This window comes from Cobetia sp. 4B, from assembly GCF_018831605.1.
Lineage (GTDB): Bacteria > Pseudomonadota > Gammaproteobacteria > Pseudomonadales > Halomonadaceae > Cobetia > Cobetia amphilecti.
On sequence record NZ_CP059843.1, the window covers coordinates 256335 to 270640 of the forward strand.

Annotated in this window: 13 protein-coding genes; 7 read left to right on the plus strand and 6 right to left on the minus strand. The window is 65.1% G+C overall.

Features of this window, described 5'->3' with window-relative positions; translation table 11 throughout:
• Positions 1-11: 11 nt before the first annotated feature.
• Positions 12-416: a cupredoxin domain-containing protein gene (locus tag H2O77_RS01175; protein ID WP_225347486.1), complete on the minus strand. Its 405-nt coding sequence runs from the start codon at positions 414-416 to the stop codon at positions 12-14.
• Between the two features lie 177 nt (positions 417-593).
• Entirely contained in the window at positions 594-1154 is a 561-nt protein-coding gene (locus H2O77_RS01180; protein WP_054555234.1) for an iron transporter, read from the minus strand.
• A 246-nt stretch (positions 1155-1400) separates the two neighbouring features.
• Between H2O77_RS01180 and H2O77_RS01185 the strand changes: the two genes are divergently transcribed.
• Both H2O77_RS01185 and H2O77_RS01190 read left to right on the plus strand, forming a co-directional pair.
• A complete protein-coding gene (locus tag H2O77_RS01185) occupies positions 1401-3740 on the plus strand; it encodes a GNAT family N-acetyltransferase (RefSeq protein ID WP_215823726.1) in 2340 nt (779 codons plus the stop codon).
• Positions 3741-4096: 356 nt separating this feature from the next.
• Positions 4097-5563, plus strand: coding sequence for an aminoacyl-histidine dipeptidase (locus tag H2O77_RS01190; RefSeq protein WP_215823727.1), 1467 nt, complete (start codon positions 4097-4099; stop codon positions 5561-5563).
• Between the two features lie 133 nt (positions 5564-5696).
• On the opposite strand, the gene H2O77_RS01195 is transcribed toward H2O77_RS01190, so the two are convergent.
• Both H2O77_RS01195 and H2O77_RS01200 read right to left on the minus strand, forming a co-directional pair.
• Positions 5697-6098, minus strand: coding sequence for a hypothetical protein (locus H2O77_RS01195; protein WP_215823728.1), 402 nt, complete (start codon positions 6096-6098; stop codon positions 5697-5699).
• Positions 6099-6503: 405 nt separating this feature from the next.
• Positions 6504-7091 carry a type 1 glutamine amidotransferase domain-containing protein gene (locus H2O77_RS01200; RefSeq protein WP_043333235.1) on the minus strand — a complete coding sequence of 196 codons (588 nt, stop codon included), beginning with the start codon at positions 7089-7091 and terminating at the stop codon, positions 6504-6506.
• A gap of 217 nt (positions 7092-7308) precedes the next feature.
• Between H2O77_RS01200 and rmuC the strand changes: the two genes are divergently transcribed.
• From rmuC to H2O77_RS01225, 5 genes are all read left to right on the plus strand, one after another.
• Entirely contained in the window at positions 7309-9117 is a 1809-nt protein-coding gene (gene rmuC / locus H2O77_RS01205) for a DNA recombination protein RmuC (RefSeq protein ID WP_240548667.1), read from the plus strand.
• A 346-nt stretch (positions 9118-9463) separates the two neighbouring features.
• On the plus strand, positions 9464-9760 hold the full coding sequence (locus H2O77_RS01210; protein WP_043333233.1) for a DUF2282 domain-containing protein: 297 nt from the start codon (positions 9464-9466) through the stop codon (positions 9758-9760).
• 110 nt (positions 9761-9870) lie between these two features.
• The gene (locus H2O77_RS01215) at positions 9871-10797 is read left to right on the plus strand and encodes a DUF692 domain-containing protein (RefSeq protein ID WP_240548668.1); all 927 of its coding nucleotides are present in this window, start codon (positions 9871-9873) and stop codon (positions 10795-10797) included.
• Positions 10794-11600 (plus strand): DNA-binding domain-containing protein, encoded by an 807-nt coding sequence (locus tag H2O77_RS01220; RefSeq protein ID WP_215823729.1) that lies wholly within the window; start codon positions 10794-10796, stop codon positions 11598-11600. The genes H2O77_RS01215 and H2O77_RS01220 overlap by 4 nt, the downstream gene beginning before the upstream one ends.
• A 63-nt stretch (positions 11601-11663) precedes the next feature.
• Entirely contained in the window at positions 11664-12137 is a 474-nt protein-coding gene (locus H2O77_RS01225; protein WP_215823730.1) for a DoxX family protein, read from the plus strand.
• Positions 12138-12272: 135 nt separating this feature from the next.
• On the opposite strand, the gene H2O77_RS01230 is transcribed toward H2O77_RS01225, so the two are convergent.
• Together H2O77_RS01230 and H2O77_RS01235 are read right to left on the minus strand one after the other, a co-directional pair.
• Positions 12273-13385 (minus strand): phosphatase domain-containing protein, encoded by a 1113-nt coding sequence (locus H2O77_RS01230; RefSeq protein WP_054555243.1) that lies wholly within the window; start codon positions 13383-13385, stop codon positions 12273-12275.
• Between the two features lie 199 nt (positions 13386-13584).
• On the minus strand, positions 13585-14064 hold the full coding sequence (locus H2O77_RS01235) for a Dps family protein (protein ID WP_043333228.1): 480 nt from the start codon (positions 14062-14064) through the stop codon (positions 13585-13587).
• Between the last annotated feature and the right edge of the window lie 242 nt (positions 14065-14306).

Consider the following 14306-nt stretch of genomic DNA (forward strand, 5'->3'; position numbering starts at 1 on the left):
GGTGGCCGAGCTTATTCGGCGACGACCTTGCCACGCGCGTCCGGCAGGTGGAAATCATCGAAGAAGTCATAGCTGCCCGCGCGCAGCGGATGGATGACGACGAACGACTTCACGCCCGGCGCCAGCACCTTCTCCTTGCGCAGGGAGTTGCTCTCGAATTCGGCCGGCGTATTGCCCGCGTTGTGCAGCTGGATGACGAATTTCTCGCCCGCCTTCACCTCAAGGACCTCAGGAATGAGCTTGCCGTTGTCGAGGGTCAGGTCGTAGGACGGCATGTCGCTGGCGGCCGCCGGGCGAGGCAGCAGAGCCACGAGCAAAAGGGCCACGAGCAACATGACGAGCGCGGGCAGCAGGGCGCTTGCTCGACGGGGCAGGCGAGAGGGCAAGAGGGAGGGCAAGAAAGAGGTCAGGCGCATGGGACACTCCGGACGATGAGGGAAAGCGCACACTGACACCAGCGCAAGGCGCTGGTGGTAGAGCGACCAATGGCCGCGAGTGCAGGTCAGCACAGGCGGCCATCGAAGGAGCAAGCGGCAATGGCCGCCTCACGGGATGCAGACATTCAGGGTCATGCAGAAAGGGCAGAGCGGCGCTCAGTAGCCGCCTTTCTTGCCGACGCCGGCATAGACGAAGTCGTAGTCGGTGGTGATGGTCTGCGGCCACTCGGCGACGCCGGTTTCCTTGTCGATATGACGCGGCATGTCCGGATGCTGGATCTCGAAGGTCAGGTGGTACTTGCCCGGGCCATCCAGCTTGACGTTCTTGCCGTAGTGGGTGCCGTCATTGGCGATCATCGGCACCAGCTCGCCTTCGATCGGCGCCTCGCCACCCTGCCTGGTCAGGGTGTAGTGAATTCCGAGATAGGGAATCCAGTCGCCCGGCGCAAAGCCGTTGTCGTTTTCCATCAGCGCGTGGATATCGGCTTCCAGGTGGATATCGGCCTGATTGGCAGGCAGCTTGCCGGCCGGGGCCATCACCACCGGCTGCAGGTAGACCGCAGCGATTTCCATGCCGCCTTCCTTGACCGGCGTGCCGATCGGGTATTCGAGTGCCGAGGCCTGACCCGCCACGAATGTTGCCGCCAGGCTCAGGGCGAGCAGGCAAGGCTTGAGCGCGCGGGGCAGAGCAGTGGTGAGGGAGTGACGCTGTGGCATCGGGGGGACTCGCAATGATGGGAAGTGGAGCTTCATTATCCCGATAAGCCTAAATATAACCATTCTCATCCCTGCGCCGCTTGCGTTGCTCATCTTGCAACGGGGCGTTGTATGAGTATGAGCTTCTTCTCAAGTAACAGGCGCGAGTGGCAGGCCTGGCGGCAGCGCCGAGCAGATCGCGACTTTCTCGCGCCATCTGGTCTGCTCATCTGGTCTGGCGCGCTGCCATGCGGCATGCTGCGCGACATGACGACTCCTCCTTCAGATTCTCCTTCTCGCAGTGACCTGCCCGCCCTCGAGGCGTGGTGCCGAACGCTGCATCAACATCTGCTCGCGCGGCGTCAGCGTGCCTGTCTGTGGATCAGCGGCGATGACCCCACTGGCGCCGCGCAGGCGATCTGCGAGCGGTGGCCAGCGCCTGAGCCTGTCCCGCTGTGGCTGGGCACAGGTGAAGCCTTGTCGACAGCGGGCGCGCCGCCGGTGCGTGCGCTGGCGATGGCCAAGGCCGCCACTCAGCTGGGCGGTGAGCAGTCACTGGTCATCTTCGATGCGGCGCAGCCGGCGACGGGCTTCGATCCCGATGCCTTCGGCGCCGTGGCCGGCACCCTGAAGGCGGGGGGCCTGCTGGTACTGATGACGCCTGCCGCCTGGGCCGCGGCAGACCCTGCGCCAGTGCCGGATGGCGATCATGCGCGTCTGGCTCACTGGCCCTTCGAGCGGCAGCAGCTGACGGCACGCTATCTGGCGCGGCTGGCGCGGCGTCTCTCATCGCATGCCAGTGTGCTGCACTGGCCACAGGGCGGACACTTGCCTGCGCCGTCGCTGCAAAGCGGCGATCAGGCGGCGCGAGCAGACGCCATCGCCGACAGTGACTGCCTGACGCAGGACCAGGCCGCCAGCGTGGCTGCGCTGGCGGCTCTGGCGCCTGCGCGGCCCGTGGTGATCAGCGCGGATCGAGGGCGTGGCAAGAGTGGTGCGCTGGGCATCGCGGCGGCGCGCTGTCTGGCGGCGGGGCAGGATGTCTGGCTGACGGCGCCACGCCCTGCGGCGGTCAGCGCGATCTTCGAACGCCTGGCGGCACTGCTGCCCCGGGGGCAGCGCGAGGGCAATGTCTTCCGGCTGCCGGTTGGACAGGCGGAGGGCGACACGGCATCCGGCAGCGAACTGCGCTTTCTGGCGCCGGATGCCATCGAGGCGGCTCGTCACGCCTGTCACGATGAGCTGCTGCCGCGGCTGTTCGTCGATGAGGCCGCCGCCATCCCCACACCCTTGCTGAAGGGCTATCTGGCGCATTTTCCGCGCATCGCCTTCGCCACCACCGTGCATGGCTATGAAGGCACCGGTCGCGGCTTCCAGCTGCGGTTTCGCCATCATCTCGAGCGTCAGTGTCCTGGCTGGCAGGCGCTGGAGATGACGACGCCCGTGCGCTGGGCGCCCGGCGATCCGCTGGAGGCGTTGACCGATGACCTGCTGCTGCTCTCGGCGCAGCCGCCTGAGCTGCCTGAGCTGCCTGAGCCATGCGCGAAGAATGCTCAGCAGTGGTTGGAGGGCTGCGACATTGTCGTACTGGAGCGTGATGCATTGGCGCGTGACGAGGCGGCGTTGCGGCAGTTGTTCGGCCTGCTGGTGCAGGCGCATTACCGCACTACACCGGCGGACCTGCGCCAGCTGCTCGACACGCCGGGACTCACGCTGATGGCGATTCGTCAGCGCGACGTCACGACTGGGCGTGATGCCTGGCTGGGGGTGGTGGCCGCCGTCGAGGAGGGCGGCTTCCCGACGCCCCTGGCGCATGACATCTGGTGCGGCAAGCGGCGTCCGCGCGGGCACCTGCTGGCACAGTCGCTGGCGGCGCATGCAGGCCACCAGGGCGCCGCCGAGGCCCGCTGGTGGCGGGTGCTGCGCATCGCGGTGCATCCCGCGCTGTGGCGGCGTGGTCAGGGCGCGCGCTTGCTCAAGGCGCTGGAGCAGCAGGCGCTGACGGCAGGCGTCACGCGACTCGGCACCAGCTTCGGGGCCGAGGCCAATCTGGTCGCCTTCTGGCTGGCGCAGGGCTTCGTGCCGCTGCGCATGGGCCTCAAGCGCGATGCCGCCAGTGGCGAGCACGCGGTGATGATGGGCAAGGCCATCGGCGAGAGCGGGAGTGGAGAGTCTGCGCCGCGCGGGCAATTGGCGCAGGATGCCTTGCTCGGCGCGCTGCAGCAGGACTTCCAGCGCCTGCTGCCCAGCCTGCTCACGCATGAGCTGCACGGCTTGCCGCCCGTCTTGGCCGACAGACTGCGGCAGCAAGGAAGTGAAACTGACCTGGCCACGCTGACGCCAGCCGCATGCGCGCAGCGACTGGACTGGTATCGCCGTGGTGGCGGGGGGCTGGCGCTGGTACGGCCGTGGCTCGAGACAGCACTCGAGGCCAGTAAGCCTTCACGACTTGATGAGGCGTCGCGTCACGGGCTGGTGCTGGCGCTCGGCGGACAGGATTCGCCTGCCTTCATCAGCTGGGCCGAGGGGCAGGGCATCGTGGGCCGCAAGGGGCGCGATCGCTGGTGCCGAGCGGCCGCCGGGCGCCTGATCGAACAGAGCGAATGACAAGGCCGTCTGACAAGCTCATCTGACATGAGCATCGGTCAAGCCTGTCTGACAAGAGTAGAGCGGCCGGTCGCGGTTCAGAGGCCCGGAATACCGATCGGGCCAGGCATGTCAGGAATCGGCGAGCAGCCACTCAGCATCAGCAGGCCAGCAGTGGCGGAGATGGCGGTCAGCAGCAGTAGTCGACGAGGCATAAAGGCTCCGATGAAGGTGGGGAATGGCATGCAGCTGTCAGCAGGGTCGTGATTGTCATCCTTGCATATTCGAAGTCGCTGATCGATAGGTGTCGACAACCACTAGCCACGCCCGTCCGCTGTTCCGTATGCTCATTGATGACAAGAACAGGAATCTTCGCCATGAATGAGCATATCGATACGTTGGACCCCGCCATCCTCTGGCGTCATTTCCGCACTCTGTGCAATATTCCGCGCCCGTCCGGGCATGAAGCCGCGCTGGTGGCCTACCTGATCGACTGGGCCGAAGCGCGTGGTCTCACTCATGATCGCGACGCTTTCGGCAACCTGCGTCTGCGCAAGCCCGCCACGCCCGGCCACGAGAGCGCAGCGGGCATCGTGCTGCAGGGCCATCTCGACATGGTCGCCCAGGCGGCCAGCGACAGTGATCATGACTTCACGCGTGATTCCCTCGACACCTATCTGGAAGACGGTTGGCTCAAGGCGCGCGGCACCACTCTGGGGGCCGACAACGGTCTCGGCGTCGCGGCGGCGCTGGCCGTTCTCGAAGACGACAGCCTCGTGCACGGTCCGCTGGAAGCGCTGTTCACCCTCGAGGAGGAAACCTCGATGGGTGGCGCGCTGAATCTGGCCGAGAACTGGCTGGAAGGGCGCTACCTGCTCAACCTGGATTCGGAAGACCGCGGGCAGGTCTATATCGGCTGTGCCGGTGGTGCGGACATCAATGTCGCCCACGAGTTTGCCACCTCGTCCCTGAAGGATGCCGAAGCGGAGCTGGAGCTGACCATCGGCGGCCTGGTCGGCGGCCATTCCGGGCTCGATATCCATCGTGGTCGCGGCAATGCCAATCGCCTGATGTCACGCGCGCTGGTCGCGCTGGCCGAGTTCAAGCCGCGTCTGGTCAGCTGGTCTGGCGGTACGCTGCGCAATGCCCTGCCGCGTGAGGCCACGGTCGGCGTGGTGATCTATGACGAGCGCGTCGCCGCCGCACGCCAGCGACTCGCGGACTTCGAGGCCCAGATTCGCGCCGAGCTGCGCGAGACGGACCCGGATGTCTCGCTCAGCGTGACCCGTGGCAACGCCGAGAATGCGCTGTCCGTCGAGGACACCCAGCGGCTGGTCGCGGTGCTGGATGCCGCGCCCTACGGGGTCGAGCGCATGAGCGCGGCGGTGGAAGGCGTGGTGGAAACCTCCAACAACCTCGGCGTGGTGCAGCTGCGCGAGGGGCGCTTCCATCTCTGCGCGCTGGTGCGTTCGCTGCGCGATGATGCCGTGACCATGATGGAGCAACGCATTCGTGGGCTCTTTGCGCTGATCGGCGCGACCACCGTGGCCGAGAATGCCTATCCGGGCTGGCAGCCGGCGCCGGATGCGCAGCTGCTGGCGCGCTTCTGCAGCCTGCACGAGAGCGTCACCGGCCGTGCGCCGGAGATCAAGGTCATCCATGCCGGACTCGAGTGCGGCATCCTGGGGGCCAAGTATCCCCAGCTCGAGATGATCTCCTTCGGGCCGCTGATTCGCGGTGCCCACTCGCCCAGCGAGCGGGTCGAGATCGAGTCGGTCGGTGAATTCTGGCAGGTGCTCAAGGGCCTGATCACCGAACTCGCCGAGCCTGCCAAGGCCGCTTGATCAACTCTCAGGCAAGACTCATCACGTAGACGAACGACGCCCCCGCAGGTCAGCCTGCGGGGGCGTCGTCAGCTCTGGGCGTCGTCATCTCTGGGCATCAGGCGCTGGCGTGGCCTGATGAGAGTGCGCAAGCTCAGTTGATATTGATGCGGATCGCCGGAATGCCGATGCTCACGCCGTTATGGTAGCGGCGGATGCCATGCCGGCCGGAGTCATGGTTCTGGTAGTAGTACGGGCGGTAGCGGTCGTGCTCAAGGCGCCCATGCTGATAGTAGCGGCGCTTGGGGACATGGCGGCGGATGTCATGACGCGAGTGATGGCGCTCCACGCGCGGCTCGTCGAACATCCTGAGATGGCGGCGCTTGATCGCCTCGTGGCGACTGTGCGGCGTGCTGTGGCGCTCGCCGTGCTGGCCCTGCGCGCGATGGCGATCATCCGCGGCGACCAGCGTCGGCGTGGCGAGCATCAGCGTCAGTCCCAGCAGCAGGGAAGGCAGCAGAGACGTAAGGGCTGTGGTCAAGGTCGAGATATGCATGGGGCGGTCTCCCGTATGGTCGGTCAGTCACCCAAGAGGATCCTTGTCGTCAGAATATCGTGTCGCAGCGCCTTTTACGAAAGGCGTTCGCTAATGTCTCCGTGCGTCGCTCGGTGTGTTGTTGTGGAGCTTAGTTGTCCAGATTGCGTTGCCTGTAGTGTAAGTGGTTGCTCGCAATGAGGTTCTGGGATGCACGGCTGCAGAGTGGCCAACGATCCTCGGCCAAGAGGGGTTCAGCCAGTGCTGCGAGGACACTTCACTTCTGCCACCAAGGCACCGGATCGCGCCCTTGAGACAACGAAAACGCCCCTGCCGAAGTGGCAGGGGCGTCTGTCTGTTCAAGCTTCAGAGCTTGCGGCTGTCTAGCTTGCGGCTCTCTGGCTTGCGGCTCTCTGGCTTGCGGCCTCAGGCGTGCTGATGCTGGTGCTTGCCTTCGGCCAGTTCCTCGAGCAGCTTGGCGTTGAACGCATCGAGATCTGCTGGCTTGCGGCTGGTGACCAGCGCGCTGTCACACACCACTTCGCTGTCCTGCCACTCGGCGCCGGCGTTCTTCAGGTCCTGAGCGACGGAAGGGAAGGAGGTCATCTGACGGCCTTCGACGACGCCGGCATCGATCAGGATCCACGGCGCGTGACAGATGGCGGCGACCGGCTTGTGGGCCTGGAAGAAGCTGCGCACGAAGCTCAGTGCGCTTTCGTCCTGACGCAGGGTGTCCGGATTGAACAGGCCACCCGGTAGCACCAGGCCGTGATAGTCGTGTTCGCTGGCATCGCTGAGCGGGGTATCGACCTGGTACTTCTCGCCCCAGTCGGTTTCGGCCCAGGCACGAATGCCGTCTTTCTCCGGCGAGACGATGTCTACCTCGACGCCCGCCTCCTGCAGTGCGGCGCGCGGCACCGCGAGCTCGGATTCCTCGAAGCCATGGGTCGCGAGAATGGCCACGCGCTTGCCTTGCAGTTGTTGACGTGTCTGCTGATCGGTCTGCTGTGTCATGCGAATCTCCTTTCCGTGCTTCGGCTCTTGCGAGCGTGCTGGGCAGAGAAGGGGAGAATTCTGCTCTCGGCGTACGTCACTCACCGCAGTGAGCATCGCTCGATGATGGCAGGCAGTTCCCGTCCTTTCGTGCCCTGACACTCAAGACATGGATGCGCGATACTGACTTTCAAGGGGGGGTGACCCCGCTGCGTTTTCACAGGCCATGGAGTGCCCGATGTCGCTGCTTTCTGAATCTTCCGCCGTGATGTGGTTGCTGGTCGGCGTGCTGTTGATGCTGTCGTTGGCCCTGGGGCTGGGCTGGCGGCGAACCCGCGAGCAGCTCCATGCGCTGCAGGAGAGCAGTGAGGAGGAGCTACAGTCGATGCAGCAGACGTGGCAGGCCTCGCTGGACGAGTCGCGTGAGCGCCAGCAACAGGCCGAGCAGCGGGCGGCCCTGATCGAGCAGCGTGCCGCGCTGGATGGGCAGCAGGCGGAGCAGCAGCAGCGCTATCTGAGCCAGTCGCTGGAGGAGGCGCGCCAGGCGCGTGATGCGCTGACGGAGCAACTCGCCACGCTGCGCGAATCGCTGCAGGGGCGCCTGGATGAACAGTCACGCGCCCTGAGTGAGCAGCAGACGCTGGCGCGCAGCCTGACCCGCCAGCAGGAAGTGCTGGAGGCGCAGCTGCTGGAGCGCGAGGAGCGTCTCGAGACACTGACCGAGCGCTACGCCGAGCTGCGCGAGACGCATGCCTCGCTGGTGACGCGCCAGCGTCAGGAGGCCAGCCATCACGAGCAGCAGCTGGCATTGCTCAACGAGTCGCGCGAGCGCCTGAGTCAGGAATTCGAGCAGCTGGCGGGGAAGGTGTTCGAGGAGCGCCAGCAGCGCTTCACCGCCGCCAGTGGCGCCCAGCTCGAGCAGTTGCTCAAGCCGTTTCGTGAGCAGGTCGGCGACTTCCGTCAGCGCCTCGAGCAGCTGCATGGCGAGGAGGTGCGCGAGCGCACCAGCCTCAAGAGTCAGCTCGACCAGTTGGCGGGGCTCAACCGCCAGATCACCGAGGAGGCGGCCAATCTGTCGCGGGCGCTCAAGGGCGACAGCAAGATGCAGGGCAACTGGGGCGAGATGATTCTGGAGACCGTGCTGGAGCGCTCCGGTCTGCGTGATGGCATCGAGTTCAAGCGCGAGGTGTCGTTCACCGGCGAGGGCGGACGCCAGCGTCCGGATGCCATCGTCTACCTGCCGGACAACAAGCATCTGATCATCGATGCCAAGGTCTCGCTGACCGCCTACACCGAGTACGTCAACGCCGAGGATGACGTGACGCGAGCACGCGCGCTGCGCGCGCATCTGACCTCGGTGCGTGGCCATGTCACCGGGCTGGCGCGGCGCAACTATCCCGCCATTGAGGGGCTGGGCTCGCCGGACTTCGTGTTCCTGTTCCTGCCGATGGAGCCGGCCTTCGCGCTGGCCTTCGAACACGATGACAGCCTGTTCCAGGATGCCTTCACCCAGGGCGTGGTGATGGTGACGCCGACCACCTTGCTGGCCAGCCTGCGCACCGTGGCGAGTCTGTGGAGTCTGGAGCGTCAGAATGACAATGCGCGCGTGATCGGTGAACGCGCGGGAGCGCTGCTCGACAAGTTCCGTGGCCTCGCCGAATCCCTCGAGGAGCTGGGCACTCAGCTGGGACGCACGCGCGAGGCGCATGATACCGCCATGAAGCGGCTGGCCAGCGGGCGCGGCAATCTGATCAGCCGTGCCGAGGAGCTGCTGGAACTCGGCGCGCGCATGAAGAAGCCACTGCCGGAAGCACTGGTGCGCCAGTCGCGTGACACCCTGCATCAACCCGAGCAGGCGCTGGATCAGCCATCGCCATCCGCGCCGTCGGCGCTTGATCGCCAGCCCGCGCCCGAGCCGCCTGCCAGTGAAGAAGCAGATGCCGAGGCACTGGACACCGGGGCAATGGACACCGACGAGGCAGGGCAGGCGCCTGCGTCGCTCTCGCGCTGGGAGCTCATGGAGCGCAAGTGGCAGGGCGATAGCTGATCGCCCTCATCGCCTGCAGCACTGCAGGCAGCCGTTGCGACTGACGTTATAACAGACGTCGCGACATGCCCTTAGACAGCAGATGACAGTCGACGCAAGCGGCCCCTATATGGGGCCGCTTGCGTTTGCATGGCGAGGTCAACGCAAGCGCGGGGTATCGTTTCCGCATGTGATGAGGGGAGTGCGGTCTGCGCGATATTGTCGAGTCGCGGCAAGAATTTCGATCTTTTCTGCATCCATCTCCCCAAGCCCCCCGTAAGTTGGATTGAGCCCGCAGCGCAGGGGCGAAAGTGATAGATAAATAACGTTTGGCTCATTAAAGAGCATTTTCTCAGGAGATATGCCCATGTCTACCAAGACGAACAAGTCCGCCAAGACCGCTTTTGCCCTGGCCTCCGCACTCGGAACCGCTGTCGCTCTGTCTACCGCTGTCGTCTCCCTCCCGGCCCACGCGGCGGGCATGGAAAAGTGCTACGGCGTGTCGCTGGCCGGTGAGAATGACTGCGCCGCCGGCCCGGGTACTTCGTGTGCCGGGACTTCCACCGTCGATTATCAGGGCAATGCCTGGAAGCTGGTTCCGGAAGGCACCTGCACCTCCATCGAGACGCCGAATGGCACCGGCAGCCTGGAAGAAATCAAGTAAGCATCACGCCTCGGGGCTGGCTCGGGCTTTCCCGAGCATCCCCCCGAACTTGACGTCCGGTGGTCTGGCGCCACGCCGCCACCGGACGCTCGCCGCCTCGAGAGGTCTTCATGCACCAGCCATCCCCTTCCTCCGGCAGCCCGGATTTCGGTACGGCCTATCCGTCCCTCGACGAGATGGCCGTCGGTATCAGCCTCAAGGCGCAGCATGTGCGTGAGCTGATGTCGTCGCGTCCGGCGCTGGGGTTTCTCGAGATTCATGCCGAGAACTACATGGGCGCCGGCGGGGCACCTCATGCCCGGCTGGATGCGCTGCAGGAGTATCCGCTCTCGATTCATGGTGTCGGCCTGTCGCTGGCATCGGAGCGCCCGCTGGATGCCACGCATCTGGCGCGTCTCAGAACGCTCTGCGAGCGTCACCCGCCCACCAGCGTGTCAGAACACCTGGCCTGGGCCGGCCATAGCGGCCACTTCTACAACGACCTGCTGCCGGTACCGCTGACGGACGCGATGCTGGCACGGGTCAGCGATAACCTGATGCAGTTGCAGGACACCCTGGGCCGTCAGGTATTGATCGAGAATCCCGCCCACTATCTGCGTTTCGATGCACGCGAGCTGGGGGCGGAACTGATTCCCGAGACGCATTTCCTCACTCGCCTGGTCGAGCGCAGTGGCTGCGGACTGCTGATCGACGTCAACAATGTCTTCGTCTCGGCGCACAACATCGGGATCGATCCCGCGGCCTGGCTGGAATCCATTCCGGGCCACGCCGTCGGGGAGATCCATCTGGCGGGGCATGGCGAGGACACGCGTGAAGGTCTGCTGATCGACAACCATGGCGCGCCGGTCTGTGATGAGGTCTGGGCGCTGTATGCCGACTTCATCAATCGCATCGGGCCGCGTCCGACGCTGATTGAATGGGATACCCAAGTACCGGCGCTGGAGGTATTGCTGGGGCAGACCATGCGCGCTCAGGCGTTGCTGCACAGCACACGGGCGCAGCAGCTGACGCGCTCCGGCATGGAGGGCGACCGATGACCTCTCTCGAGCGGCATGCCAGCGCTGAGCGCCAGCCCGACTGGCAGCGCGCCTTCATCGAGGCACTCACCCAGCCCGATGCCGCGCTTCTGGGTATCGAGGCAGGCCATCAGCAGCGCCTCGATGTCTATCGCAATAATGTCTGGGCCAGCCTGATCAGTGCGCTGGAAGAGGCCTATCCGGTGACCCGGCAGGTGGTGGGGGAGCGCTTCTTTGCGGCCCTGGCCCACGATCATTCCCGCCAGCATCTGCCGCGCTCACCGCTGATGATGGAGTACGGGGCCGGGCTTGCCGAGACCCTGCACGCGACCCTGACCACGCTGGTCGAGACGCGTCAGGTGTCGGCCGCTCAGCTGCCATTCTATGCGGTGGACCTGGCCCGCTTCGAGGCCGCTCGTCTGGTGGCCTATCACGCGGCGGACGCCGAAGCCCTGGTGCCGACCCAGCTGGCGGGGTTGCCGCCCGCGGCGGTGATGGAGCTCAGGTTCTCGGCGCACCCCGCGGCTTGTCTGCTGCGCCTGGAGCATGCGGTGCTCGAGATCTGGCAGCGCCACCAGCATGCCGGCGCGACGCTTGAAGGGCTGGCTATCGCGCGGCCGGAGCGGGTGTTGATCACGCGCCCGGCGCTGGAGGTGCAGGTGACGGTGCTGTGCGAGGCCGCTGCCTTGCTGCTCGAACTGCTGCTGGCGGGGGAGACGCTGGCGGACGCGGCAGCGCGGCTCGCGGACGCGCACCCCGAGCAGGAGCTGGGGCCGCTGCTGGCCCCCCTGCTGGCAAGTGGTGCCTTCCGCGCGCCGACCTGATCCTGCTCGGTTCTTTTCTGTTTGACCCTTCGCGCCCTGGCGCACCCTTGAGGAGGCCTCATCATGAGCCTTGAATCATCAACGACGCCTGCGGTTCGTACCGGTGTGGCGGGGCAGGTCCTGAAAGTGTTCGTCTGGCTGGAAAAACTGCGCATGGATGCGCTGTTGATCCTGATGCGCATCATCGTCGGCGCGGTATTCTTCATGTCAGCGCAGACCAAGGTCGACGGCTTCACGATCAAGGACAGCACCTTCTTTCTGTTCGAGCATGAATACGCCTTGCCGCTGGTCTCGCCGATACTGGCTGCCTGGCTGGCGACCATCGCCGAGCACCTGTTTCCGCTGATGCTGTGGCTGGGGCTGGGGACGCGCTTCGCGGCGCTGGGGCTGGCCGTCATGACACTGACCATTCAGCTGTTCGTCTATCCCCACGCCTGGGTGACCCACGGCCTGTGGCTGTCCAGCCTGCTGGTGCTGGTATTGCAGGGGCCGGGGCGCCTGTCGCTCGATCAGCTGATTCGCTCACGCATCGCCTGAGGCCGTCATTTGGCAGGGTCGTTCGGTGAGGCAGATGTCAGTCGCGCACAACGCAAGACGGAGACCCTGGGGTCTCCGTCTTGCGTTGTAGTACCGCTATAGTGCCAGCTATCTATCCGCTGGCTATCGAGGCGCTCAGGCCGGCTCGTCGGCGAGTTGATGCTCGATCTCGGCACGTACCATCTCGACGCTGGCGGCATCGATGTAGCCGTTGGCATGCGCGTGGTGCGCCATGTCGAGGCTATCGGTGCTCAACAGCATCACGCAGCCGAGGGCGGCCAGCTCCTCGCCGAGCCGGTCCAGCTCGGCCTTGCGCGAGTCCGAATCGCCTATCTGGCGAATGTAGATCGCGCAGATGCGACCGGGATAGCGACGCACGACCTCGGCGTAGACTTCCGGGTCATGCTGGCCGCTGTCGCCGATGAGCAGGAACTGCATCTCGTCATACAGGCCGAGCATCTTCTCGATCAGCGCCTGCTTATGGTCTTCGGAGCGTCTGGGCAGCGGGCGTTGCAGCGTCAGGCCCCACTCGCGCAGGAACAGGATCGGCCCGACCGGAATGCGGTTGTGCTGGAAGAAGACCTCCAGCATCTCGTAGATGCTCCACGGGCCGCGCGATACATAGAGCAGCGGGCGCTGCTGCTGGCCATCATCACCCTCATGAAGCGCCTGATAGAGGGCGGCCACGCCGGGGAAGGCGGTGCGGCGCTCGGCGGACTCGATGAACAGGCGATAAAGCATCTTGAGCTTGTTGGCGACGCCGGTGTACATCACGGTGTCGTCGATATCGCTGATCACCCCGAGGCGTGTGCTGATGGGCGGCAGATAGACCTGCGCCTCGCCCTCCACCGGAGGCTGCTTCGGCGGACACGCCGTGATGCGGGCGGTATGCCACTGCCCCTGGTGCTCCAGCGGCTCATCGAGCGGCAGATGCACGCTGAAGTAGCCATCGCGGTCGGTGATGGCGGTGGTGCGGTTGTCCCCCAGCGCGACCTCTACCTCGACGCCGCTCTTGCCCCAGCGCAGCATGCGGCGACCGACATCCATCAGGTCGCGCCCGGCGCCGGGAGCCAGCTGGCTGCGTGAGCCGGGCTGGCGGAAGATGCGTCCCATCAGAAAGGCTTCGCTATGCGAGCCGTAGCCACGATAGGCGTGAATGACGTAGCCATCCTTGCCCTGTGCGTGGCGCATGGGCTTGGCAGCCACATGCAGCAGCTTGCGTAGCAGACGTGTCAGCGGCAGTGACATGCAACCCTCCTGGTCGGTATCTGGCGGGCCTTCATGGCCATATGACAACGCCGCCTTTCGAGTCCCGCGTGTGCAGGGTCGAAAGGCGGCGTTCACACTGCGCGAATGCCTCGCGGCCCAGTGTCAGTCAAGTACAGCGTCAGTCAGCAGCATCAGAGATCCGCGCTGCCATGCCCTGGCGCTGCATTGGCTTGAGTGCTTACTCGCCCAGGTAGGCGGACAGCATCCACACGGTCTTTTCCTGCTCGCGGATGTAGTCACCGACCAGTGAAGCGGTACCTTCATCATCGGCGTCAGACGCGACGGACATGATCTCGCGCTGCAGTTCGATCAGGGACTTGTAACCGGTCAGCAGGCCCTTGACGCAAGCCGTGCCGTCGCTGACGTGGGTGTCTTCCTTGATGGTGGCGACACGCGCGTAGTCACTGTAGGCGTGCAGCGGCTCGTGACCCAGGGTCAGGATACGCTCGGCGATCTCGTCGACCTTGGTCAGCAGGTCGGTGTAGGTTTCCTCGAACTTCACGTGCAGCTCGAAGAACTGGTTGCCCTTCACGTTCCAGTGGTAACCACGGGCATTCATGTAGAAGGTCTGGTAGTTGGCCAGCAGGATGTTGAGGTGCTCGGCCAGCTGAGTGGCGCTGGCAGTGTGCAGGCCGATGGCATTGGTATCGTTGGACATGAAGACTCTCCTGAAAAATGTGAAGTGAACGGCATTGTGGGGAAAGTGGAGATGCAGGTGGCGAGCCGTGCTGCCAGTATGCCACCAGTGTAGAGGCTGGGCGGGATGCAGGGTAACGAATTCACTGTATCGCCCTCATCGGCCACCCCTATCGTCGCCGGCGCACCACCCTCAAGCCGTAGATGAATGCCTGGTAAGAGATGTGGTGCGCGCATGCGGTTTTCAAGGTCGCACACGGATAT

Excerpts from the sequence above, each read along its gene's own strand:
- H2O77_RS01195 (WP_215823728.1), bottom strand. The coding sequence starts at position 6,098 with ATGCATATCTCGACCTTGACCACAGCCCTTACGTCTCTGCTGCCTTCC.
- H2O77_RS01230 (WP_054555243.1), bottom strand. The coding sequence starts at position 13,385 with ATGTCACTGCCGCTGACACGTCTGCTACGCAAGCTGCTGCATGTGGCT.
- H2O77_RS01210 (WP_043333233.1), top strand. The coding sequence starts at position 9,464 with ATGTCTACCAAGACGAACAAGTCCGCCAAGACCGCTTTTGCCCTGGCC.
- H2O77_RS01185 (WP_215823726.1), top strand. The coding sequence starts at position 1,401 with ATGACGACTCCTCCTTCAGATTCTCCTTCTCGCAGTGACCTGCCCGCC.
- H2O77_RS01225 (WP_215823730.1), top strand. The coding sequence starts at position 11,664 with ATGAGCCTTGAATCATCAACGACGCCTGCGGTTCGTACCGGTGTGGCG.
- H2O77_RS01190 (WP_215823727.1), top strand. The coding sequence starts at position 4,097 with ATGAATGAGCATATCGATACGTTGGACCCCGCCATCCTCTGGCGTCAT.
- H2O77_RS01235 (WP_043333228.1), bottom strand. The coding sequence starts at position 14,064 with ATGTCCAACGATACCAATGCCATCGGCCTGCACACTGCCAGCGCCACT.
- H2O77_RS01175 (WP_225347486.1), bottom strand. The coding sequence starts at position 416 with ATGCGCCTGACCTCTTTCTTGCCCTCCCTCTTGCCCTCTCGCCTGCCC.
- H2O77_RS01200 (WP_043333235.1), bottom strand. The coding sequence starts at position 7,091 with ATGACACAGCAGACCGATCAGCAGACACGTCAACAACTGCAAGGCAAG.
- H2O77_RS01180 (WP_054555234.1), bottom strand. The coding sequence starts at position 1,154 with ATGCCACAGCGTCACTCCCTCACCACTGCTCTGCCCCGCGCGCTCAAG.
- rmuC (WP_240548667.1), top strand. The coding sequence starts at position 7,309 with ATGTCGCTGCTTTCTGAATCTTCCGCCGTGATGTGGTTGCTGGTCGGC.
- H2O77_RS01220 (WP_215823729.1), top strand. The coding sequence starts at position 10,794 with ATGACCTCTCTCGAGCGGCATGCCAGCGCTGAGCGCCAGCCCGACTGG.
- H2O77_RS01215 (WP_240548668.1), top strand. The coding sequence starts at position 9,871 with ATGCACCAGCCATCCCCTTCCTCCGGCAGCCCGGATTTCGGTACGGCC.